The sequence below is a fragment of the Streptomyces sp. NPDC036822 genome, assembly GCF_055609145.1.
Window position 1 is genome coordinate 100,782 of record NZ_JBVJPY010000009.1, and the last position, 21,834, is coordinate 122,615.

Genomic DNA, 21,834 nt, shown 5'->3' on the forward strand with positions numbered 1-21,834 from the left:
CCCGTGGTGGGCTGGGTCACGGGGCGACCTCGAATCCCTGCTTCCGGAGGTCCGCGACGGTGGCGGCCTGGAGCGCGGACAGGGCGGAGGCGAAGCCGGTCTTGCTCTTCGCCTTGGCCGCCTTGCCGAACTCGTCCTTGAAGAAGGTGTAGGCGACGTTCACGTTGGGCCCCCAGGCGGCGGGCGCGGTCGTCTTGGCGATCGCGGCGGCCTGCCGGTAGAAGTCGGGCTGGGTGGCGAAGAACTCGGGGGCCGCGGCGAGCGCGCCTCCGGTCTGGGCGGCGGTGGCGGCGGGGTAGATGCCGGCTTCCTTCACCAGGGCGGCGAGCGCCTCGGGGTCGGTGTTGAGCCAGGTGGCGAACCGCGCGGCGGCCGCCTTGTGCGGGGAGTCGCTGGTGACGGCGGTGGTGGAGCCGCCCCAACTGCCGGTGGCGGGCTTGGCGGTGTCCCACTGGGGCAGCGGGGCCACGGCCCACTTACCCTGGGTGTCGGGGGCGGCGGTGGTCAGGGTGCCGGGGGCCCAGACGGCGCTGACCCAGCCGATCTGCTGCCCGGTGTTGAGGGCCTTGTTCCAGGCGGGGGTGTACATCGGCTGGTTGTCGATGGCGCCCTCCTCGACGAGTCCGCCCCAGAAGTCGGCGACCTTGCGGGTGGCCGGGTCGTCGATGCCGACCTTCCACTTGTCGCCCTCGGTGGTCCACCACCGGGCGCCCGCCTGCTGGGCGAGGCCGGCGAAGAGGCCGGAGTCGTTGGAGGAGAACGTGGTCAGTGCCTTGTCGGGGGCCTTGGCTTTGAGGGCTCGCGCGGTGGCGGCGAACTCGTCCCAGGTGGCGGGGACCTTCAGGCCGTACTGCCGGAACAGGTCGGTGCGGTAGTAGAACATCATCGGCCCGGAGTCCTGCGGCACGGCGTAGACCGCGTCGCCGCCGAGTGTGGTCTGCTGCCAGAGGCCGGGGGCGAAGGCGTCCTTGGCGTCCCCGACCTCCTGGGAGATGTCGGCGAGCGCGTCGTTGCTGACGAGCGTGGGCAGGGCCTGGAACTCCGCCTGGACCAGGTCGGGTGCCTGGTGCGCCTTGGACGCCGTGATGATCTTCGTCACCAGGTCGTCGCCGGAGGCCTGCTTCTGCACCGTGACCTTGATGTCCGGGTGCTTCCTGTTCCAGAGCGCGGCCACCTTGTCCATGTTCGGCGCCCAGGCCCAGTAGGTGAGCGAGACGGGACCGGAATCGGCCTGCTCGCCGTCCTGGGACGAGCCGCAGGCGGTGAGCGTGGCCGCGCCGAGGGCGGCGGCGGTGACGAGGGCGACAACACGGTGGCGCGAAACGATGGGCATGGAGCCCCTCCCCTGACGAGCGGTCCTCCCTCGGTGGGAGAACCTGCCATGCATCTGTGAGCGTTCACAGTAGAGAAACGTTCCGGACACTTGTCAATGGTTGTTCCTGTGCGGTTATGTTGCGTTGCTCGCTCACGATGGTGTGTGTGTACGTTCCCAGAGAGCGTCACAGATGATCTGTTTCCGACGTCGAGATCACCCGATGTCCCCGAGGTACCAGGAGAGTTTTCATGCCGGAGACCACTGCCCATGGCCTGCGTCGGCTCGCCTTCGGCGGGGACTACAACCCCGAGCAGTGGCCCGAAAGCGTCTGGCAGGAGGACGTCCGGCTGATGCGCGAGGCCGGCGTCACGATGGTGAGCGTCGGGATCTTCTCCTGGGCGCTGCTCGAACCGGAACCCGGCGCCTACGACTTCGGCTGGCTCGACCGGCTGCTCGACCTGCTCCACGCCCACGACATCCGCGTCGACCTCGGCACCCCGACGGTGGCGCCGCCCGCGTGGTTCTACCGCGCCCACCCGGAAGCGCTGCCGGTCACCCGTGAGGGCGTGCGGTACTCCTTCGGCTCACGCGGAGCGATCTGCCACAGCTCCCCGGCGTACCACGAGGCCTCCGCGCGGATCACCACCGAGCTGGCCCGGCGCTACGGCACCCACCCCGCCCTCGCCCTCTGGCACGTCCACAACGAGTACGGCGTCCCCGTCAGCGCCTGTTACTGCGACACCTGCGCCGTCCGGTTCCGCCGCTGGCTCGACACCGCCCACGGGTCGGTCGAGGCGGTCAACGACGCCTGGGGCACGGCCTTCTGGGGCCAGCGCTACGCCTCGTACGAGGAGATCGACCCGCCCCGTCTGACCCCCACCGTCGGCAACCCCGCCCAGCAGCTCGACTACCGGCGCTTCGCCGACGCCACCCTGCGCGAGAACTTCCGCCGCGAGCGCGACATCCTCCACCGCCTCTCCCCCGGCATCCCGGTCACCACCAACTTCATGACCGCGCTCAGCCAGGGCGACTCCCTGGACTACTGGACCTGGGGCCGCGAGGTCGACGTCGTCACCAACGACCACTATCTGATCACCGACGGCCGCCGCACCCACGTCAACCTGGCGATGGCCGCCGACCTCACCCGTTCCGTGGCGGGTGGCGCCCCCTGGCTGCTGCTCGAACACTCCACGTCCGGTGTCAACTGGCAGCCCCGCAACCCGGCCAAGCGCCCGGGGGAGATGGCCCGCAACTCCCTCGCCCACGTCGCCCGCGGCTCCGAGGGCGCCATGTTCTTCCAGTGGCGCCAGTCACGGCGCGGGGCCGAGAAGTTCCACTCCTCGATGGTGCCGCACGCCGGGACCGACTCCCGGGTCTGGCGCGAGGTCGTGGAACTCGGCGCGGACCTCGGCTCACTGGCGGAGCTGCGCGGGACGCGGACCGTCCCCGACGTCTGCATGGTGTGGGACTGGCAGTCGTGGTGGGCGCAGAACCTGGAGTGGCGCCCGAGCGAGGACCACGACGCGCGCGAACGCGCCGACAGCTTCTACGAAAGCCTGTACGACCTGCATCTGACCGTCGACTTCGCCCACCCGGAGGCCGACCTCTCGGCCTATCCCCTGGTCGTCGTCCCCGCGCTCTACCTCGCCACCGAGGCCGCCGGGCTCAACCTGCGGTCGTACGTCGAGAACGGCGGCACGCTCGTCGTCTCGTACTTCTCCGGGATCGTCGACGAACACGACGCGGTGCACCCGGGGGCCTACCCGGGCACGCTGCGCGACGTCCTCGGTCTGACCGTCGAGGAGTGGTCGCCGCTCGGCGCGGACGAGGGCGTGCGGATCTCCGGCCCCGACGGCGCCTCGCTGCCCGCCGACGTGTGGACGGAGTTCGTCGTGCCGCGCGGAGCGGAGACCGTCTGGACGTACACCGACGGGCCGGCGGCCGGAGGCCCCGCCGTCACGCGCCACCGGCTCGGCCGGGGCACGGCGTGGTACGTCTCCACCCGGCTCGCCGCCGACGCGCTGGACTCCGTGCTCCGCGCCGCCTGCCAGGACGCCGGCGTCGACCCGCGGGACGCGCTCCCCCGCGACGTGGAGGTGGTGCGCCGCTCCGGTGAGGGCGGCGACTTCCTCTTCGCGCTCAACCACACCGCGCACGACGCCAAGGTGCCCCTCGACGACCCCGGCACCGAACTCCTCGACGGGGAGCGGGCCGACGGCCACCTCGCGGTGCCCGCGGGCGCGGTCCGCGTCGTACGGCTGGACACCCGACCCCTGGCTTGAGGCTCGCTTCTCCTTCGAGGCTCGGTTCTCCTCCGGGGCGCTCTCCGCGTGCGTCGACGGTCGACCGTGCTCGGGTCGCTCGTTCCTGGCGACCCTCCGCGCGTTCTCCCTCTCGACACCCGCGCGCCCCTTCGGCTCACTCGCAGACACCGCCCGGAGGGCGGCGGCTCCGCACGGCGCCGCCCTCCGGGCGTGGGCACCACCGCACCCTCCACCGTCGAAGGGACACCGACATGGACATCGCACCACGCACCACACGCGCCGGGACGGCGGGCGCACGCGGGCCGGGGCGCGTCTCCGGCGTGCGAGCCGCTGCCGCCGCCGCCCTCGCGGCCCTGCTCCTCGCCGCTCTGCCGGCTCCCCCGGCGCGGGCCGCCGCCACGCTCATCAACGCCGGGTTCGAGTCCGGTGGGGTCGGCACCGCCACCCCGGCCGGCTGGTCGACCTACTCGGCGGCCGGCCGGAACGCCGCCTCCTTCACCGAGCCCGGCGGGCGCGGTGGCGGTCACCGCCTCACGCACTGGTCGTCCTCCGCGTACGCGGTGGAGACGTACCAGCACCTGACGGGGCTGGCCGCGGGCGACTACACGCTGACCGCGTGGGTGCGTTCCAGCGGCGGGCAGAAATCCGCCTACCTCGCCCTGCGCAACTGCGGCTCGGCAGAGCAGCGCACCGATCTGCCGCCCACCCCCGACGGCGCCTGGGTACGGCTGGTGACCTCGGTGAAGGTGACCGGCGGCCAGTGCACCGTCAGCGTGGCCTCCGACGCCGGGGCGGGCCGCTGGCTCAACGTCGACGATCTGTCCTTCACCGCCGGGAGGACCGGGCTCGCCGTGAAGGGGGTCGACGTCTCCTCCCTGAGCAAGAGCGAGGACCTCGGCGGCGTCTACCGCACGAGCGGCGGAACCCCCGGCGACGCCCTGGCGATCCTGAGGTCGGCGGGGGCCGACTACGGCCGTCTCAAGGTGTGGGTGAACCCCGCCGACGGCTACAACGACAAGGCCCGTGTCCTGGCGACGGCGAAGCGGATCAAGGCCCAGGGCATGAGGCTCCTGGTCGACTTCCACTACTCCGACATCTGGGCCGACCCCGGCGCTCAGACCATGCCGGCCGCCTGGGCGGGCCATTCGTACACGCAGCTGAGGACGGACGTGTACCAGCACACGTACGACGTCCTGAGCGCCCTGAAGGCACAGGGCACCACCGCCGACATGGTGCAGATCGGCAACGAGACGAACACCGGCATGCTGTGGCCGGAGGGTTCCACGGACGACTGGGGCCGGCTCGCCGGGCTCCTGAAGTCCGGCGCGTCCGCCGCCAAGGCGGTCTCCGCCTCGACCCAGGTCGCCCTCCATCTGGCAGACGGCGGCGACAACGCCCTCTACCGCTGGTGGTTCGACAACGCGACGGCACAGGGCGTCGCGTACGACGTGATCGCGCTGTCGTTCTACGGCTACTGGCACGGGCCGCTGTCCGGTCTGCAGGCCAACCTCGACGACATCTCGGCCCGTTACGGCAAGCGGGTCCTGGTCGTCGAGACCGCGTACCCCTTCCGCCTCGACAGCGACGACGGCCACGAGAACATCATCGACACCACGGCCGAACTCGTCTCCGGCTACCCGGCGAGCACCGCGGGACAGGCGGCGTGGCTGCGTGACGTCATGAACGTGGTCGAGGCCGTGCCGAACGGCCGGGGTCTGGGGGTCGTCTACTGGGAGCCCGCCTGGACCGCCGTCCCCGGCAACGGCTGGGACCCGGCCGACCCCGCCTCGGGCAACGGCTGGGAGAACCAGGCCCTGTTCGGCTACGACGACCGGCTCCTCCCGGCGGCGGGCTGGCTGGGCCACCGCTGACACGCGGAAAGCGGGGGTGGGGGCCGGATCCGGCCCCCACCCTGCTGGCGTAGCCGCCGTCGTGCGCCCGCCCGGGGGACGACGGAACAGCCCTTAGACTCGGCGGATGGCCAAGTACTTCGACGTCCACCCCGACAATCCGCAGCCGCGCACCATCGGCACGGTGGCCGACAGCATCCGTTCCGGCGCGCTCGTCGCCTATCCGACGGACTCCTGCTACGCGCTGGGCTGCCGGGTGGGCAGCCGGGACGGCATCAGCCGCATCAGGACGATCCGCAACCTCGACGACCGCCACCACTTCACCCTCGTGTGCGAGAGCTTCGCGCAGCTGGGGCAGTACGTGCACATCGACAACAACGTCTTCCGGGCCGTCAAGGCGGCGACCCCCGGCAGCTACACCTTCATCCTGCCGGCGACGAAGGAGGTGCCGCGCCAGCTGCTGCACCCGAAGAAGAAGACGGTGGGCGTCCGGATCCCCGACCACGGCGTCACCCAGGCCCTCCTCGCCGAACTCGGCGAGCCGCTGCTGTCCAGCACCCTGCTGCTGCCCGACGAGGCCGAGCCGCTGACGCAGGGCTGGGAGATCAAGGAACGGCTGGACCACCTGGTCGACGCCGTCCTGGACTCGGGCGACTGCGGCACCGAGCCGACCACCGTCATCGACTTCTCCGGCGACGGCGTGGAGATCGTCCGCCGGGGAGCCGGGGACACCTCGCCGTTCGAGTGATCCCCCCGGGGGCCGTCCGGCGTCCGACGCCCACCCGGGATCCGCTGGGTACGACGGACCCGGCGGTTGAGTACCAGTACTCACGTCCGCGGGCCGCCCACCGCCGACGATGGAGGTCATCGCACCGCCGAGTCCGGGAGATCCGCACATGCTCAGCCGCATCGCCGACGCCCTGGTGCCCGCCGTCGGCCGCCTGACGGTCACCACCGATGCCGACGCCGCGTTCGCGCCCGGCAGCATCATCGCCGCCAACCACACCTCACTCGCCGACCCCGCCGTCGTCCTGGCGGCGCTGCGGCGCCTGGGCGTCGAGCCGGTCGTCCTGGCGACCGCGGGCCTGTGGCGGATCCCGCTGCTCGGCCGCGCGCTGGCCAGGGAGGGGTACGTGCCCGTCCACCGCGGGGACCGCCGGGCCGCCGACTCGCTCACCGGGGCGGCGCGGGCGCTCGCCCGGGGGCGGCTCGTCCTGATCTACGGCGAGGGCGGGCTCCCCCGTCGCAGGGACGCGGGCGAGGCGGCTCCCGAGGCCTTTCGCAGCGGCCTCTCCCGGCTCGTCGAGCACACCGGCGCGCCCGTCGTGCCGCTCGGCCAGGCGGGGGCCCGTCGCATCACCTCGGGAAGCGCCCCCAAGCAGCTCGCGGGGCTGTTCACGGCGCCGCTGCGCCGGCCCGGCCTGCACGTCCACGTGGGTGCGCCCGTGCTGCTGACCGGCGCGGGTCCGGAGCGGACCGCGCACGCCCACGCGGCGGTGACGGCGGCCTGGCGGACGGCCGCCGCGCGACTGCGCGAGCCGGTCGCACTCGCCGCCTGACAGGAAGAGCCCGCCCGACCACGGGGGGCGGGCGGGCCTCGCGCTCACGGTCAGCCGAGGGAACGGATGGTGTTCCAGCCGCTCAGGCCGACCGTCGTACGCTCCCCGTCCACGGGGCCTCCGGACGCACCGGTGGCGCCGGCGTGGAACATCAGGGTGCCGGTGCCCTCGTTCGTCGTGGCGCTGCCGACGACGGCCGGTCACAGCGCTGCCGCGTTGACTCTCTTCACCTTGTTCCTCCCCTGTTGCCCAGGCCGGAGTGGGCCCAGCGCCGGGAGATCATCACAGGCGGGAAGAGTCTCGCGGCAGAGGATTCAAGGCAGGGGAACGGCCCGGACCGGTCCGCCGTGGCTCTGGTGGCCGCCGCTGGCCACCATGCGCACCTCTCCCTCGTCGTTGATCTCGGCCTGCACGATGCCGGTGTCGTCGGCGTAGACGGAGTGCCCGCCGGCGCCCTTGCGGTCGGTGCGGGTGACCACGATGGAGTCGCCCGAGACCGGAAATGTCAACTCGTACCGTTCGACGCTTCCCATGCGCCCTTTATACCGATCCGGCTCCGGAACCGCGCACGTGCCGGGAGGCCGTGCGGCCGCCGCCCGCGACGTGGGTCGTGCGACCGCCCGGGGTGGGGCGAGGGCGCTCCCGGCGGACCGCGTCGCCGCCGAACGGGTCACGACGCGGCGCGACGCGGGCCGCCCGGGGTGGAGGCGTGCCGATTGGAGGCGCCCCCGGTGGTGGCGCCCCCCGGGGGAGGTGCCGCGACGGAGATGCCACGCCGCAGGGGCCGCGCCGCAGGCGGGGCCGGGCCGGGCCGGCCAGGACCTGGCCGCGCAGGGACCGGACCGCGCACGGACCGGACCGCGCACGGACCGGACCGCGCACGGACCGGGCCGCCGCCGGGATCGGGCCGACATAGGCAAGTGCGCACCGCCGCCCCGCCGACCACCGCACGGCGTGCACCGCCGCCCGGGCCGGCTACTGCAAGGCGTGCACCGCCGCCCGGAAGAGCGCCGGTGCGCGGCGGGCCCCCGGGACGATCAGGCGGGCGGTGGCGGGGTGGCGGGCCGTACGCAGGAGCGCCTCGGTCAGCAGCCGGTGCCGACGCGTCAGCCGCGCCCACCGCGCGGGGTAGTCCTCGGGCCGCCCGGCGGCGAGGCACGCGACGGCGGCCGAGGCGGTGGCGGCCGCCAGGGCGATGCCCTCCCCGGTGAGCGCGTCGACGTACCCGGCGGCGTCGCCGATCAGCAGGACGCGTCCGGCCCGCCGGGCCCGTGCCCGCCGACGCAGGGGCCCTGCCCCGCGCACGCTTCCGGCCTCCAGGCCCCGGAGCGAGGCGGCGAGGCCGGGGAAGGACGCCAGGTGTTCCTCGTAGGGGCGGCGGTCGCGGCTGAGGACGGCCACGCCCACCAGCCGGTCCCCGACGGGCGTCACGTACGCCTCGCCGGTGCGGGACCAGTGCACCTCCACCAAGTCCGTCCAGGGCGGGATCCGGTAGTGGCGGCGCAGGCCGTAGCGCCGCGTGGCACCGACCGGGACGTCGAGGCCCAGCTCGCGCCGGACCGGGGAGTGCAGGCCGTCGGCGGCGATCAGCCAACGCGCCGTCATCCCCGCCGCGGTGACGCCGGCATGGTCCTGGTCGATCGGCCCCACCTTCCCCGGGACGACGCGGACCCCGAGTTCCTCGGCTCGCTCGTGCAGGGCCGCGTGGAGCGCGGTCCGCCGGACGCCGAGACCCGTACCGCCGCGGAAGGCCGCCTCGACGCCGCGCCCGCCGTCGGTGTACCGGATGCCGCGCAGTTCGACGCCGGACACGCGCACGCCGAGCTCGCGCAGCGCCACGACACCGCTGGGCATGATCCCTTCGCCGCAGGCCTTGTCGACGGGCCGGTCGCGCGGTTCGACGACGACGGTCTCCATGCCCCTGCGCGCGGCCTGGATCGCGGCCGCCAGACCGGCCGGGCCGCCGCCCGCCACCAGGACGTCGATCACGCGCGTACGTCCGCTCCGCCCGCCGTACGGGAGGCACGGGAGGCGAGGGGTGCGGCGGCGGCACCGGAGAGGGCCGCCTCCTCGCAGCGGATCCGCACGGTCATGAGCGCGGTGTTGAGCAGGGTGAAGACGGCGGCGGTGATCCAGGCGCCGTGGACCAGCGGGAGCGCGACCCCTTCGGCGGCGACGGCGACGTAGTTGGGGTGGCGCAGCCACCGGTACGGCCCGCCGGTGACCAGGGGCAGGCCGGGGACGACGATGACGCGGGTGTTCCACCGGGGCCCGAGCGTGGCGACGCACCACCAGCGCAGGGCCTGCGCGGCGACGACGACGGCCACCATGGTCCAGCCGAACCACGGCACGAACGGACGCCCGGTCGGAAGGACTTCGGCGAGGCATCCGGCCAGCAGGCCGGTGTGCAGGGCGACCATCGCGGGATAGTGACCGCGGCCGCTCTCCCTGCCTCCTCTGGCCCTGCTCCATCGGGTGTTGCGCAGTGCCACGCCGAGTTCGGCGAGGCGTTCCACCGCCACGGCCAGCACCAGGCCGGTGTACCAGATCACGTGTTCTCCGTCCTACCAGCGCAGCAGCACCAGTTCACTGCAGAATCCCGGGCCCATGGCCATGAGCAGCCCGGGCGTTCCCGGCTCGGGCCGGCGCTGTTCCAGCGTGTCCCTGAGGACGTGCAGCACCGACGAGGAGGAGAGGTTCCCCACCTCGGCGAGTGAGCGCCAGGTGATGTCGAGTGCGCCCTCGGGCAGGTCGAGCACCTCGGAGACGGCTTCGAGGACCTTGGGGCCGCCGGGGTGGCAGACCCAGTGGGCGATGTCCTTCGGTTTGAGGCCGTGTTCCTCCAGGAAGCCGCTGACGTCGTCGGCGAGGTACCGCCGGACGACGTCGGGCACACCGGGGTCGAGGACGACCTTGAAGCCGGAGTCCCCGATGTCCCAGCCCATGACGCCTTCGCTGTCGGGGTACATGCGGCTGCGGGTGGCCACGACCTCGGGCGCTCCGGCCCGCGGCCGGGGCATGCGGCGGTCGCCGGCGGCGACGACGGCCGCCGCGCCGTCGCCGAAGAGCGCGGTCGCCACCAGATTGGCGGGGGACGCGTCCCGGTTCTGGAAAGTGAGGGAGCAGAGTTCGACGGAGAGGAGGACGGCGACGTGGTCGGGGGCGCCGAGGAGGTAGTCGTGCAGTCGGGCCACCCCGGCCGCGCCGGCGACACAGCCCAGGCCGAAGACGGGCAGGCGCTTCACGTCGGGCCGCAGCCCGAGCCGTCCGACGAGCCGGGCGTCGACGGAGGGGGCGGCCACGCCGGTGACGGAGGTGAACATCAGCAGGTCCACGTCGGTGGGGCGCAGTCCCGCCGTCCGCAGGGCGCCGCGCACGGCCCGCCCGCCGAGGTCGACGGCAGCGTCGATGAACACGTCGTTGGCCGCCCCGAAACCGTCCAGTGCGCCGTAGCGCTCCAGGGGCAGCACCATGTGCCGTGTGCTCACCCGCGCGTTGCGGTGGAGCCGGTCCAGGACGCGGCGGTCGGCGCCCGGCGTGAGGCAGGTGCGCGCCACCATGTCGGTCACGTCGCGCTGGGTGTGGCGGTGGGGAGGGACGACACCGTGCACGGCCGCGATCCGGGTCATCCGGTCTCCTGAGGGGGAGGCTTCATGGCGTCATCCTGCACGCGAGAGTGGGGCGAAAGGTGCATATTCCCTTCGCGTCTGCCGCTTTTGTTCGTGTTCGGGCAGTTCGCCCCGCACAGCGATGCCTACGATCGGCCGATGGACACCATGGATGCCGTGGAGGGGCCTCGGGCAGGCGCCGCGACCTCGCGGCCGGGCGGCCGGGCGGTGGGGCTGGCCCTCTCCTGTCATCCCGGGCCGGTCGCCGCCGTCTCCGCGCTGACCGTCGCACTCTGCGTCCTCGTGGGCCTGAGCGCCCCTCGCTGCCTCCTGGTCGGGTGCGCCGCGCTGACCGGACAGCTCTCGGTGGGCTGGTGCAACGACGCCTTCGACGCCCGGCGCGATGCCGTCGCCGGGCGCCGGGGGAAACCGGTGGCGCGCGGCGCGGTGTCCCCTGGCGCGGTGTGGGCCGCGGCGTTCGGCGCCCTGGCGCTGTGCGTACCCCTGTCCCTGGCGTGCGGTCTCCTCGCCGGTACGGTGCACCTGACCGCGGTCGCCGCGGCCTGGGCGTACAACGTGCGGCTGAAGGCGACCGCGCTGTCCTGGCTGCCGTACGCGATCGGCTTCGGCAGCCTTCCCGCGGTCGTCACCCTGAGCCTGCCCGGGCACCCCTGGCCCGCCTGGTGGGCGACGGCCGCCGGGGCCCTCCTCGGCGTGGCGGCCCATCTCGCGGATTCGCTCGGGGACATCCCCGACGACGTGACGGCGGGGATCCGGGGGCTGCCGCACCGGTTGGGGGTCACCGGCACCCGGCTGTCGCTGCCGGTCCCGCTCGTGGCGGCGACGGCGGTCCTGACGCTGGGGCCGGCGGGCGCGGCGGGCCTCGACGGGACCGCGGCGGCCTTGGTGACGGCGGCCGCGGTCGTCGGCCTCGCGGGACCGGTGCCGGGACGGTGGTGGCGGAAGGCGGCGTTCGCCGGCGCGGTGGCCGTGGCGGCGGCGGACGTGGCGCTGCTCCTGGCGCGCGGCTCGTCGATCGTGTGACGGCGCGGGGGCCCGCGTGAGGGCCGTACCGACCCCGTACGCCCGCCGATCACGATCCGGCCTGCCGATCGCGCTCCGGACCGCCGGGCACACGGGAAAACGCGCGGGTCCCGGGGGCGACCCCACCGGAAGGGGATCGGTGGGGCCGCCCCCGGGACCTCGCGACCTGCCCGTGGGGGGACGAGGGGCGCCTTCCCCGGATTCCGCACCTCACACCCGGACGCCGGAAAACCGGGGGCGCCTCGGGGTGACACGGTCAGGGCAGCGGAGTGCCGCCGGTCGCGTTGACGATCTCGCCGGTGATGTAACTCGCCTGCGGGGAGGCGAGGAAGACGTAGGCGGGAGCCATCTCGGCGGGCTGTGCCGGGCGGCCGAGGGGCGACTGCTTGCCGAACTCGACGGTGTCCGGAAGGGTCGCCGGGATCAGCGGTGTCCAGACCGGCCCCGGGGCGACCGCGTTGACGCGGATGCCGTCGGAGGCGAGCATCTGGGCGAGCCCCTGGGTGAAGGTGACGATCGCGCCCTTGGTCATCGCGTAGTCCAGCAGGTGCGGGCTGGGCTGGTAGCCCTGCACCGAGGCGGAGTTGATGACGACCCCGCCCTTCGGCATGTGGGGCAGTGACATCTTCGTCAGCCAGAACATGCCGTAGAGGTTCGTCCGCAGGACGCGGTCGAACTGTTCGGTCGTGATGTCCTGGATGCCGGCCGGCTGGGACATCTGGTAGGCCGCGTTGTTGACGAGGATGTCGATGCGGCCCAGCTCCTCGACGGCCCGCGCGACGAGCCGCGCGCACTGCTCCTCCTCGCGGATGTCACAGGGGACCGCCACCGCCTTGCGGCCCGCGTCCTCGACCAGGCGCCTGGTCTCGGCCGCCTCGCCCTCCTCCTCCGGCAGATGGGTGAAGACGATGTCGGCGCCCTCACGCGCGAACGCGATCGCCACGGCCCTGCCGATGCCCGAGTCGGCGCCGGTGATGAGGGCCTTGCGGTCGTAGAGCAGGGCATGGCCGTGGTAGCTCGTCTCGCCGTGGTCGGGCGGCGGGTCCATCGGGCCGGTCCACCCCGGGTGCTCCTGGTCCTGGGCGGGGAAGTCCGGCCGCGGGTATCGGTCGGCCGGGTTCGGTACTGCGTGGTCGTCACGGTGCTCCATCGGCACACCTCCCTGGGGAAGATAACAGTCGATAACGGGCGCCTGCCCGGCGCGACCCGCTCGAATCCTCCGACTGCCACAGCTCCCGGCGGCAGCCCGCCGCCCCGCGGGTGACCGCGTACCCCGGGAGCCTCGGGACACGCCCGGCGATTCCGGACGACTCGCCACGGCGGCGCCAACTCCGCCTCTACGGTGACCGGTTGCGCGCGGCAGCCGCGCCGGGCACCTCACACCCCCACGGAAGGGGCCGGGCGCACGCCCGGTAGGTTCGGATCATGGCTGTCATCCACCACACCACCCTGAAGCCCACCAAGCTGGAACTGCTGACCTCCTGGCTCCCCCACCGGCCCTGGTACGTCGGGGACGCGGGGCGGACTCCGGAGCTCGAGAAGGCGGGCGGCTTCCGGCTCGACGACCCCGAAGGCGAGGTCGGCATCGAGTTCATGGTCGTCACGGACACGTCCGGCGACCGGCCGGTCTCCTACCACGTACCGGTCACGTACCGCGCGGCACCGATCGACGGCGCGACGGATGCCGAGCACGGACTCATCGGCACCACCGAGCACGGTGTGCTGGGGCTGCGGTACGTGTACGACGGCACGCACGACCCGGTTCTCGTCGCCCAGCTGCTGGCCCTTCTCCAGGGCCGCGCCGAACCGCAGGCGCAGAGCGACACCGACACCCCCGACCCCACGGTGGTCCCCTCCTTCTCCGGCCGCGCGGCGACGGGCGGGACGGAGCCGGTCACGGTGACCGGGCCGTCCCCCGTGACCGACGGCCCGCAGGGGACCGAGGTCCTCGTGCGGCCCGCGGCGGGGAGCGGGCGGTCCGCCGACGCGGCGAGCGCCCCGCTCGTCCTCCGGGTGACGCGCGTCCTGCGCGCCGCCGAGCCGTCCTCCGGCACCGCCACGGACGAGCGGAACCTCGGCCATGTCACGGCCGGCTGGCGCCTGCCGGACGGCGAGGAGCGCCGCGGGCACTTCGTCGTGATCGACGAAGGACGCTGAGGGAGGCCGGCGGACGCTGACGCCGGAACGAGGCGGCCCTCCCTGCCGTACGTCGCCCCGCACCGCACGCGCGGGAGGACCGGACCTCCGCCGCACGCGGTCCCGCACCGCACGCGTGTAAGGGACCGCACGCGTGTGAGGGACCGGACCTCCGCCGGACGCGGTCCCGTGCGGGAGAGGCTGCTCGCCGCCGCCGCTCGGAGCGGGCCGCCGCAGACCGGCGCGATAGAGTTTCCGGGCGGGGGCGGCCCGCCTCGGTCCGCCGCCCCGAGCCTTTGTCGAATGCCGGGCCCGAAGGCGTCCCGGCCGTGATCCGAACTGTGCGGGAGAGAGCGTGCGCGAGCCCATGCCGCCCGGCGCCGCCGTCTGTCCGCCGTAACACCGCTCGCCAGGACGTGAGCCCGGCAGTGCCCCCGCGCCCCGCCCCGCTCCGTCCCCACTGACGTCCGGCCCGTCGTCGCGGGCCGTTCGCGGGGTCCGGCCCGGCCTCCGCGTCTTTCCGTGCGTCCCGCCCCGCCCGCCCGGAGCGGGGCGGACCCGAGCCCGACAGGTCCTCCGCTCTCTTGTCCTCCTCCGCCCCGTCCTCCCCCGCCTCCCCCGCGTCCGCAGCCGGCCGGCTGCGCGCCCTGCGCCCCGAGTGGCTGAACGATCCGAAGGTGTGGCGTACCGAGGTGCTGGCCGGCCTCGTCGTCGCGCTCGCCCTGATTCCCGAGGCGATCTCGTTCTCGATCATCGCCGGCGTCGATCCGGCGATCGGTCTCTTCGCCTCGTTCACCATGGCCGTCGTGATCTCCGTCGTCGGCGGTCGGCGGGCCATGATCTCCGCCGCGACGGGCGCCGTCGCGCTGGTCATCGCGCCGCTGAACCGCGAGCACGGTCTCGGCCACCTCGTCGCCGCCGTCATCCTGGCGGGCGTCTTCCAGATCGTCCTCGGCGCACTGGGCGTGGCGAAGCTGATGCGTTTCGTCCCGCGCTCGGTGATGGTCGGGTTCGTCAACTCCCTGGCGATCCTGATCTTCGTCGCCCAGATCCCCGAGATGCGCGACGTGCCCTGGGCGGTCTACCCCCTGCTCGCCGGCGGCCTGGCGCTCATGGTGTTCTTCCCGAGGATCACCTCCGTCGTCCCGGCGCCGCTGGTCTCCATCGGGATCCTCACGGCGATCACCGTCGGAGCCGGGATCGCCGTGCCCACCGTCGGCGACAAGGGCGCCCTGCCGTCCTCCCTGCCGGTGCCCGGCCTGCCGGACGTCCCCTTCACGCTCGACACGCTGACCACGATCGCTCCGTACGCGCTCGCGATGGCCCTCGTCGGTCTGATGGAGTCGCTGATGACGGCCAAGCTGGTCGACGAGATCACCGAGACCCGCTCCTGCAAGACCCGGGAGTCCATCGGCCAGGGCGTCGCCAACATCGTCACCGGCTTCTTCGGCGGGATGGGCGGCTGCGCCATGATCGGTCAGACCATGATCAACGTGAAGGTCTCCGGAGCCCGCACCCGGTTGTCCACGTTCCTCGCCGGCGCGTTCCTGATGGTGCTGTGCATCGTCTTCGGTCCCGTGGTCTCCGAGATCCCCATGGCGGCCCTGGTCGCCGTCATGGTCATGGTGTGCTTCGCCACCTTCGACTGGCACTCGATCGCGCCGAGGACGCTGAGGCGGATGCCCACGGGCGAGATCATCGTCATGCTCGTGACGGTCGTGGTCGTGGTCGCCACCCACAACCTCGCCATCGGCGTCGTCGTCGGATCCGTGACCGCCATGGTGGTCTTCGCGAAGCGTGTCGCCCACGTCGCCGGGGTCACCTCCGTCCTCGACCCCGACCGCACCACCGTGGTGTACCGGGTCACGGGGCAGCTGTTCTTCGCCTCCGCCAACGACCTCGTCGGACGGTTCGACTACGCGAACGACCCCGACAGGGTGGTCATCGACCTGAGCGCCGCGCAGGTCTGGGACGCCTCCTCCGTCGCGGCGCTCGACGCCGTGGAGACCGCCTACGGCCGCCGGGGGAAGACCGTGGAGATCACCGGTCTCGACGACCGCAGCGCCCTGCTCCACGGCAGGCTCAGCGGCGAGCTCACGAGCTCCTGACCGGGCGCGGCGGCGCGGAGCCGAGGTAGCCGTCCACGAGGGCGTGCGTGAGGTCCATCAGCCGCGCGCGGGACTCCGGCTCGTACGCCTGCTCGTGTGCGCGGGCGTCCGCGAACCGGTCGAAGTAGCGCCCGGTGGTGTCGGCGAGGTCGGGATCGACGACCAGCCGCACGGTCGGGCGCACACCTTCCTCGATGCCGATCAGGGGGGTCAGGCCGTACTCGCGCACCCCGCGCGTGTCCATGAGGTGCGCCGGGTGGAGCGCGTTCACAGTGACGCCCGTGCCCCGCAACTCCTCCGCGAGCTCGAAGGTGGCCATGATCATCGCCAGCTTGCTGCGACAGTAGGCGCGCAGCCCCTCGTATCCCTCGTCCAGCATCACGTCGTCGAAGTCGACGCGCTCCTGTCCGAGGGAGGCGACGTTGACCACCCGGGCCGGGGCGGACGCCACGAGGAGCGGCAGCAGGGCACGCGTCAGCGCGTAGGGGGCGAGGTGGTTGACCGCGAACCGCAGCTCGTGGCCCTGCGCGCTCAGCTCCCGGTGGTGCGGTGCGGCGCCGCCGCCGGCGACGGCGTTGTGCACGAGCGCGTCGAGACGGGTCTCGGTGGCGCGGATCCGGTCCGCCATCTCGCGGACCTGGGCCAGGTCCGCGAGGTCGGCGCGGTAGGTGCGGACGGGGGTGTCCGGGTGCGTCGCCCGGATCTCGTCGGCGACCGCGTCGAGGCGGGCGCCGTCGCGGCCGTGGAGGAGGACGGTGTGGCCCCGGGCGGCGAGGTCGAGGGCGATCCCTCGCCCCATGCCCTGGGTGGTACCGGTGACGAGGACGGTGCGTCGGTTCATGCCCCCGATCCTGTCGGCCCGGGCGGGGCGCTGGGGAGCGGCCACCGATCCTGGTGTTGCCACCACCAGGCGGGGCTGGCCGTGCTCCGGCAGGAGATCCACCGTCCGGGAAGGGGGACCGCCGTAGGTGCTCGCCTGCCGCGCGAGATCATCCGGGTCCACGGCCGGAAGCGCGGAACGCCTACGGGGTGTCTCGTCGATCAGGCCGGATCGGGCCGCAGCGACCCCCTCCCTGCGGGCCGACGCCGATGCTTTCCGGGCGCTCCCTAGGGGCGGGGCCGGGACAGTCCCAGGTCGCCCGTGCTCGGCCGGGTGAAGTACCGGGCGACGTCCTCGTCCGTCACCGCCGGGAGTTCGGGCGGGGACCATCGGGGGTTCCGGTCCTTGTCGATCACCTGGGCGCGGATGCCCTCCACGAGGTCGGGGGAGGAGAGCGCGGCGCAGGACAGCCGGAACTCCATGTCCAGCACCGCCTCCAGGGAGTCCAGGCGGCGTGCGCGGCGGAGCGCGGCGAAGGTCACCTTCAGGGCGGTCGGCGACTTGGCCAGCAGGGTGGCGGCGGTCTCCTTCGCCTCGGGCACACCGCAGTCGAGGAGCCGGTCGATCACGCCCTCCACCGTGTCGGCCGCGTAGCAGGTGTCGATCCACTCCCGCTGGGCGGCCGCCTCGCCGGGCGTCTCCGGTGCCCGCGCGAAGCGCGGGAGAACCTCGTGAGCGGGGGCGCGGGTGAGTTCCGCGGCGAGCACGGGCAGGTCCCCCGACCGTACGACATGGTCGGCGAGCCCGGTCAGCAGCGCGTCCGCCGCACCCACCTGGGCGCCGGTCAGCGCGAGGTGGGTGCCCAGTTCGCCCGGCGCGCGGCTCAGCAGGAAGGTGCCGCCCACGTCGGGCACGAAGCCGATGCCCGTCTCGGGCATCGCCACGCGGGAGCGTTCGGTGACGACACGGACCGATCCGTGGGCCGAGACGCCGACTCCGCCGCCCATCACGATGCCGTCCATGAACGCCACGTACGGCTTGGGGTAGCGGGCGATACGGGCGTTCAGCCGGTACTCGTCGCGCCAGAACCCGACGGACGCGGAGCCGCCGCGGCGGGCGTCGTCGTGGATGGCCCGGATGTCCCCGCCCGCGCACAGCCCCCGCTCACCCGCACCGTCGATGACGACGGTCTCGACGGCCGGGTCGTGTTCCCACGCGGTCAGCGCCTCGTCGATGCGGAGCACCATGGGGTGGGTGAGGGCGTTGAGGGCCCGCGGCCGGTTGAGGGTGAGGAAACCGGCCCGGCCCTCCGTACGCACGAGCACGTGCGTCTCGTCGGTCGCCGTCATCGCGGGGGCTCCACCGGACGGTGGGCGTCGAAGAGTCGCATGATCCCGTTTCTTTCCTGCGGAACGATCTTCCGACCACCGTAACCGCTGGGGCCTCGCTGTCACAGGGGCCCCAGCCACCGGGCGGGGAGCCGGAGCCTGGCACCGGCGCCGGTCCCCCGCGCGTGGGCGCCTACGGCCGGGGCGAGTCCGGCCCCGTGAAGCGGAACCTGACCGGGGCCTCAGCCGGGGCCTGGTCCAGCTCCTGGTCCGGGGTCTCATCCGAAGGCTCGTCCGGCGATGCGTCCGCGCTCACGCGGTGGAAGCCGGCCTTCTCCAGGACCCGGAGGGACGGCAGGTTCACCGGTTCCACGGAGGCGTACACCGTGTGGACGCCCGGCGCGGTGAGGGCGAACTCCGCCAGGGCCCGGGCCGCCTCGGTCGCGTATCCCTGGCCCCGCCGCGACGGGACCACGCCGTACCCGAGCTCCAGCGTGCCGTCGCTCGGCGGCCAGAAGAGGCCGATGGAGCCGATCACCAGACCATTCGCCCGCTCGACGACCTGCCGGTGGCCGTACGGGTGCAGCCAGGCGGGATGGTCGGCGAGGAGCCCGGCGATGACGTGATCGCCCTCGGCGGGGAAGTCCCCGGCCCAGTGCGGGCGGCGGCTTCCGTCGAGGACTCCCGCGATCTCGTCGGTCGACCACGTCCGCAGGACGAGCCGGTCCGTGGAGAGGTCGGCGGGCAGGCCGGTCGCCGGATCGGTGCGCCCGCCGTCCGGCGGGACGGAGGACGAGGCGGAGGTGGAGGTGGAGGTGGAGGATGACATGTGACGCTCCTGGTCGGTCGAACGACCCGGACCTGCGCCCTAGCGCGGCGCCGGACCGGAGATGGGCATGCTGACGGCGGCCGTGGCAGCCATGGTCATCAACCCCCTCGTCACCTTGTCACCCTCGTGATCACACGCGATCGCACGCGAGTACGCGCGCACGGGACGCTAACAAGCCGTCGGCGACCGGCGCAAAGGGGTTTCCGGACCTCGTGCCGGAAGACATCGCCCCCGCAGGTCCGCCGCGCGGGACCGGCCTCCGAGAACCCGCCGCGCGGGACCCGACTCCGGCCACCTCGCCGGGCCCGCGTCGCCACGCCGGAGCGCCCGACGATCAGAGGGTCGTGTCCTCGGCGATCTCCGCCCAGACCGTCTTGTCCCTCGCCGAGAACCGGACGCCCCAGCACTCGGTGAGGCTCGCGGAGATGTGCAGGCCGCGTCCGCCCTCGTCGTTCGCCTTGGCGTGCCGCAGGTGGGGCGCGGTGAGCGCGCCGTCGGTCACTTCGCAGGTGAGCGTGTGCTCGCCCTTGATCAGGCGCAGGATGATGGGCTCGGAGCCGTAGCGGAAGGCGTTGGTGAGCAGTTCGCTGACCACGAGTTCCACGGCGAACGGATCGACCCGTGTCCCCCATTCCTTCAGGCGTCGTCGGACGTCGCGGCGGGTGTGGCCGATGGCGGAGGCGTCGGCCGGCACGTCCCAGCGCGCCAGCTCCGACTCCGGGAGGTGCCGCGTCCGGGCGACGAGGAGGACCGCGTCGGCGGCGATGAGCCTCTCGACGTCGTCGGCCATGCGCTCGGGGCTTCGGTCCGGATGGCGGAGGGCCTGGACGAGCAGCTCCGCCGGACGGCCGCCCTCCGGCGCGGCGTCGTCGGAGGCCAGACAGAGCGTACTGCCCTCCGGGAGGCTGAACTCGGCGCTGGCGAAGGGCGGCCCGTCGCCACCGAGGAGCGGGCCGCTCGCCAGCGGCGCGGGATCGATCGAACCGTCCGGACGGACGACGGCGAAGAGCGACGAGCCCGCCCGTGCGACGTCGAGCCGCCCGCTGACCGGATCGTGGACCACGAAGGTGCAGCTGGCTGTGGGCTCTTCGACGCCGGGCACCTTGACCTGTTCGCGGGCGAGCCGGAGCGTCGTGGCGTGCAGGCGCGCGAGGAGTTCATGGGGGTCGAGGTCGAGTGTGCTGAGCGTGTGCACGGCCGTCCTGAGCTGGCTCATCGTCGCCACGGCGCTGATGCCCGGCTGTTCGACCCTGCCCACCACGAGGGCCGCGCGGGCGCCCGGCAGCGGGATCACGTCGAACCACGAGCCGGCGCCGGTGCCACCGGGGCGATGCCGCTGGGCGACCTCGAAGGCGCGCTCGGTCGCCGTCTCCTGCCTCAGCGGCCATCCCTGGAGGGCGGTCATGACGATGTGCTCGCGGGTGAAGCGGAGCGCGTTGTCCAGACAGGTCGCCGTGTGGGCGGCGACCTGTTCGGCGAGCGCCAGGTCGCCCTGGTCGAACGCCTCGTCGTCGGCGGGCCGGTGGAAGGCGGCGACGCCGAAGAGCTGGCCGCGGACGACGAGCGGGGCCACCAGCGTCCGGTGGTCGGGGTGATCGGCGGGTGGGGGCTGCGGGCCGGGGGACCGTGAACCAGGGGCCTGCGGACCGGGGGCAGGAGAAGCGGGGCTCCCGGAGGCAGGGCGCTCGGAGGCAGGGCGCTTGCTCTCCTCCGGGCCGGTCTCCCCCGCCACGGTCTTTCCCGGGTCGGCCCCCGTCCTCCCGGCCCTCCTCCCCCCGGCTTCGGGCTCCGGGCTCCCGGAGCTGCCGTCGGGACGGCCGCCGTCGGCGCGGCCGCCCAGGTCGGGGCGGCCGTCCGGGTCGGGGCGACCGCCCAGGTCGGGGTGACCGTCGAGCAGGAGCACCGGCTCCCGGGGAAGGGGGTCGCCGAAGAGGCCCGGCAGCAGGACCGCTCCGACCGTCGGTGTGCGTCCCGCGGCGCAGTCCCCCGCCGTGGCCGCGCAGCGCAGCAGCGGCACGCCTTCTCTCGGAAGAAGTTCCGGTGCCTGCCCGCGCAGTACGGAGTCCGTGAGGGCGACGATCGCCGAGTCCGCGAACGCCGGCACCGTCACCTCGACCAGCTCCTCCGCCGTACGCAGGACGTCCAGGCTGCGTCCGATCCGCTCGTGGGCGGCGTGCAGGAGTCTCAGCCGGCCCTGGGCCCGCTCGCGGGCGGTGACGTCCACGGCGGTCGCGACCACTCCGAGCGGCCGGCCCGACCGGTCCTGGATCCGGTAGGCCGAGGTCGAGAAGACGTACTGGCGGTGCGGGTCGACGGGGGGACGGCCCCGGACGAGCACCTCCCGCCGCGCCCGGCCGGTCGCCAGCACGTCGCGCAGGATGTCCTCGGGGATCTCGGGGGCGTACGGCCCGTACGCCTCGCCGATGGGACGGCCCAGGATCTGGTCCTCCGGCACGCCGCGCATGCCGACGGCTACGGCGTTCAGGCGCAGCACGCGCAGATCCGGGTCGAGGACGTGCAGGCCGATCGCCGACTGGGTGAAGACCGCGTCCAGCACGGCCTCGTCGAGGCCGTCGACCGGTGCAGCCCGGCCGGTCGCGTCTCGCGGGGCGGCGGGCCCACTCCCGCCGGCGTCCCACACGCCCCATTCGCGCGCCCCTGAATCCCCCGTGAAGGAGCGGACGTGCCAGTTCCCCGGCGCCGACGTGCCGGCCAGCACTTCCAGGGCGGGCATGCCCACGGCCTGCGCCGCCGTGTACCCGAACACGCGTCGGGCGTCGGCGCTCCAGTGCAGCACCAGGCCATGGTCGTCCATGACGAACAGCGGCGCCGGGGGTGGCGGCATGGACACCTCGTCTCGTCGCACCACAGGCCGGCGCCCGCGACCGGATCGGGAGCCGCCTGTGGCCACGTGGGCGTACAGTCCTTCCGACCCTCCCACCCCACCAGGCGGACCGCCATTTCTCCGCGTCC

Annotated in this window: 17 protein-coding genes; 7 read left to right on the forward strand and 10 right to left on the reverse strand. The window is 73.6% G+C overall.

The window, feature by feature from the left end; all coding sequences use genetic code 11:
* Positions 1-16: 16 nt before the first annotated feature.
* Positions 17-1,333: an ABC transporter substrate-binding protein gene (locus ACZ68P_RS21430; protein ID WP_471008402.1), complete on the reverse strand. Its 1,317-nt coding sequence runs from the start codon at positions 1,331-1,333 to the stop codon at positions 17-19.
* Positions 1,334-1,563: 230 nt separating this feature from the next.
* Between ACZ68P_RS21430 and ACZ68P_RS21435 the strand changes: the two genes are divergently transcribed.
* From ACZ68P_RS21435 to ACZ68P_RS21450, 4 genes are all read left to right on the forward strand, one after another.
* On the forward strand, positions 1,564-3,597 hold the full coding sequence (locus ACZ68P_RS21435) for a beta-galactosidase (protein ID WP_471008405.1): 2,034 nt from the start codon (positions 1,564-1,566) through the stop codon (positions 3,595-3,597).
* A gap of 233 nt (positions 3,598-3,830) precedes the next feature.
* Positions 3,831-5,450 (forward strand): glycoside hydrolase family 53 protein, encoded by a 1,620-nt coding sequence (locus ACZ68P_RS21440; RefSeq protein WP_471008406.1) that lies wholly within the window; start codon positions 3,831-3,833, stop codon positions 5,448-5,450.
* Positions 5,451-5,556: 106 nt separating this feature from the next.
* Positions 5,557-6,177: an L-threonylcarbamoyladenylate synthase gene (locus tag ACZ68P_RS21445; RefSeq protein ID WP_471008409.1), complete on the forward strand. Its 621-nt coding sequence runs from the start codon at positions 5,557-5,559 to the stop codon at positions 6,175-6,177.
* 148 nt (positions 6,178-6,325) lie between these two features.
* A complete protein-coding gene (locus ACZ68P_RS21450; protein ID WP_471008412.1) occupies positions 6,326-6,988 on the forward strand; it encodes a lysophospholipid acyltransferase family protein in 663 nt (220 codons plus the stop codon).
* A 314-nt stretch (positions 6,989-7,302) separates the two neighbouring features.
* On the opposite strand, the gene ACZ68P_RS21455 is transcribed toward ACZ68P_RS21450, so the two are convergent.
* The 4 genes from ACZ68P_RS21455 to ACZ68P_RS21470 form a co-directional block, all read right to left on the reverse strand.
* Positions 7,303-7,521 (reverse strand): DUF6296 family protein, encoded by a 219-nt coding sequence (locus ACZ68P_RS21455; protein WP_365714179.1) that lies wholly within the window; start codon positions 7,519-7,521, stop codon positions 7,303-7,305.
* Between the two features lie 442 nt (positions 7,522-7,963).
* Positions 7,964-8,977, reverse strand: a complete 1,014-nt coding sequence (locus tag ACZ68P_RS21460) for an NAD(P)/FAD-dependent oxidoreductase (protein ID WP_471008416.1) — start codon at positions 8,975-8,977, stop codon at positions 7,964-7,966.
* Positions 8,974-9,540: an isoprenylcysteine carboxyl methyltransferase family protein gene (locus ACZ68P_RS21465; protein WP_471008418.1), complete on the reverse strand. Its 567-nt coding sequence runs from the start codon at positions 9,538-9,540 to the stop codon at positions 8,974-8,976. The genes ACZ68P_RS21460 and ACZ68P_RS21465 overlap by 4 nt, the downstream gene beginning before the upstream one ends.
* A gap of 12 nt (positions 9,541-9,552) precedes the next feature.
* Positions 9,553-10,617 (reverse strand): type III polyketide synthase, encoded by a 1,065-nt coding sequence (locus ACZ68P_RS21470; protein WP_471008419.1) that lies wholly within the window; start codon positions 10,615-10,617, stop codon positions 9,553-9,555.
* A 147-nt stretch (positions 10,618-10,764) separates the two neighbouring features.
* Between ACZ68P_RS21470 and ACZ68P_RS21475 the strand changes: the two genes are divergently transcribed.
* On the forward strand, positions 10,765-11,640 hold the full coding sequence (locus ACZ68P_RS21475) for a UbiA family prenyltransferase (protein WP_471008792.1): 876 nt from the start codon (positions 10,765-10,767) through the stop codon (positions 11,638-11,640).
* Between the two features lie 256 nt (positions 11,641-11,896).
* Here the strand turns inward: ACZ68P_RS21475 and ACZ68P_RS21480 are convergent, their stop codons facing one another.
* Positions 11,897-12,790 carry an SDR family oxidoreductase gene (locus ACZ68P_RS21480; protein ID WP_471008421.1) on the reverse strand — a complete coding sequence of 298 codons (894 nt, stop codon included), beginning with the start codon at positions 12,788-12,790 and terminating at the stop codon, positions 11,897-11,899.
* Positions 12,791-13,065: 275 nt separating this feature from the next.
* Between ACZ68P_RS21480 and ACZ68P_RS21485 the strand changes: the two genes are divergently transcribed.
* Both ACZ68P_RS21485 and ACZ68P_RS21490 read left to right on the forward strand, forming a co-directional pair.
* A complete protein-coding gene (locus tag ACZ68P_RS21485) occupies positions 13,066-13,797 on the forward strand; it encodes a maltokinase N-terminal cap-like domain-containing protein (protein WP_471008423.1) in 732 nt (243 codons plus the stop codon).
* Between the two features lie 563 nt (positions 13,798-14,360).
* Positions 14,361-15,884: a SulP family inorganic anion transporter gene (locus ACZ68P_RS21490; RefSeq protein ID WP_471008425.1), complete on the forward strand. Its 1,524-nt coding sequence runs from the start codon at positions 14,361-14,363 to the stop codon at positions 15,882-15,884.
* Here ACZ68P_RS21490 and ACZ68P_RS21495 read toward each other — a convergent pair.
* The 4 genes from ACZ68P_RS21495 to ACZ68P_RS21510 all read right to left on the reverse strand — a co-directional run bounded on the left by ACZ68P_RS21495 (position 15,871) and on the right by ACZ68P_RS21510 (position 21,706).
* Positions 15,871-16,725, reverse strand: coding sequence for an SDR family NAD(P)-dependent oxidoreductase (locus ACZ68P_RS21495; RefSeq protein ID WP_471008428.1), 855 nt, complete (start codon positions 16,723-16,725; stop codon positions 15,871-15,873). The genes ACZ68P_RS21490 and ACZ68P_RS21495 overlap by 14 nt on opposite strands.
* Before the next feature lie 266 nt (positions 16,726-16,991).
* A complete protein-coding gene (locus ACZ68P_RS21500) occupies positions 16,992-18,053 on the reverse strand; it encodes an enoyl-CoA hydratase/isomerase family protein (RefSeq protein ID WP_471008430.1) in 1,062 nt (353 codons plus the stop codon).
* Positions 18,054-18,225: 172 nt separating this feature from the next.
* A complete protein-coding gene (locus tag ACZ68P_RS21505) occupies positions 18,226-18,861 on the reverse strand; it encodes a GNAT family N-acetyltransferase (protein WP_471008432.1) in 636 nt (211 codons plus the stop codon).
* A 334-nt stretch (positions 18,862-19,195) separates the two neighbouring features.
* Positions 19,196-21,706, reverse strand: a complete 2,511-nt coding sequence (locus tag ACZ68P_RS21510) for a SpoIIE family protein phosphatase (protein WP_471008434.1) — start codon at positions 21,704-21,706, stop codon at positions 19,196-19,198.
* Between the last annotated feature and the right edge of the window lie 128 nt (positions 21,707-21,834).

Bases quoted from the DNA above. Each gene is read 5' to 3' on its own strand.
- ACZ68P_RS21500 (WP_471008430.1), bottom strand. From the start codon at position 18,053: ATGACGGCGACCGACGAGACGCACGTGCTCGTGCGTACGGAGGGCCGG.
- ACZ68P_RS21445 (WP_471008409.1), top strand. From the start codon at position 5,557: ATGGCCAAGTACTTCGACGTCCACCCCGACAATCCGCAGCCGCGCACC.
- ACZ68P_RS21435 (WP_471008405.1), top strand. From the start codon at position 1,564: ATGCCGGAGACCACTGCCCATGGCCTGCGTCGGCTCGCCTTCGGCGGG.
- ACZ68P_RS21440 (WP_471008406.1), top strand. From the start codon at position 3,831: ATGGACATCGCACCACGCACCACACGCGCCGGGACGGCGGGCGCACGC.
- ACZ68P_RS21505 (WP_471008432.1), bottom strand. From the start codon at position 18,861: ATGTCATCCTCCACCTCCACCTCCACCTCCGCCTCGTCCTCCGTCCCG.
- ACZ68P_RS21430 (WP_471008402.1), bottom strand. From the start codon at position 1,333: ATGCCCATCGTTTCGCGCCACCGTGTTGTCGCCCTCGTCACCGCCGCC.
- ACZ68P_RS21485 (WP_471008423.1), top strand. From the start codon at position 13,066: ATGGCTGTCATCCACCACACCACCCTGAAGCCCACCAAGCTGGAACTG.
- ACZ68P_RS21510 (WP_471008434.1), bottom strand. From the start codon at position 21,706: ATGCCGCCACCCCCGGCGCCGCTGTTCGTCATGGACGACCATGGCCTG.
- ACZ68P_RS21450 (WP_471008412.1), top strand. From the start codon at position 6,326: ATGCTCAGCCGCATCGCCGACGCCCTGGTGCCCGCCGTCGGCCGCCTG.
- ACZ68P_RS21480 (WP_471008421.1), bottom strand. From the start codon at position 12,790: ATGGAGCACCGTGACGACCACGCAGTACCGAACCCGGCCGACCGATAC.
- ACZ68P_RS21475 (WP_471008792.1), top strand. From the start codon at position 10,765: ATGGATGCCGTGGAGGGGCCTCGGGCAGGCGCCGCGACCTCGCGGCCG.
- ACZ68P_RS21470 (WP_471008419.1), bottom strand. From the start codon at position 10,617: ATGACCCGGATCGCGGCCGTGCACGGTGTCGTCCCTCCCCACCGCCAC.
- ACZ68P_RS21455 (WP_365714179.1), bottom strand. From the start codon at position 7,521: ATGGGAAGCGTCGAACGGTACGAGTTGACATTTCCGGTCTCGGGCGAC.
- ACZ68P_RS21495 (WP_471008428.1), bottom strand. From the start codon at position 16,725: ATGAACCGACGCACCGTCCTCGTCACCGGTACCACCCAGGGCATGGGG.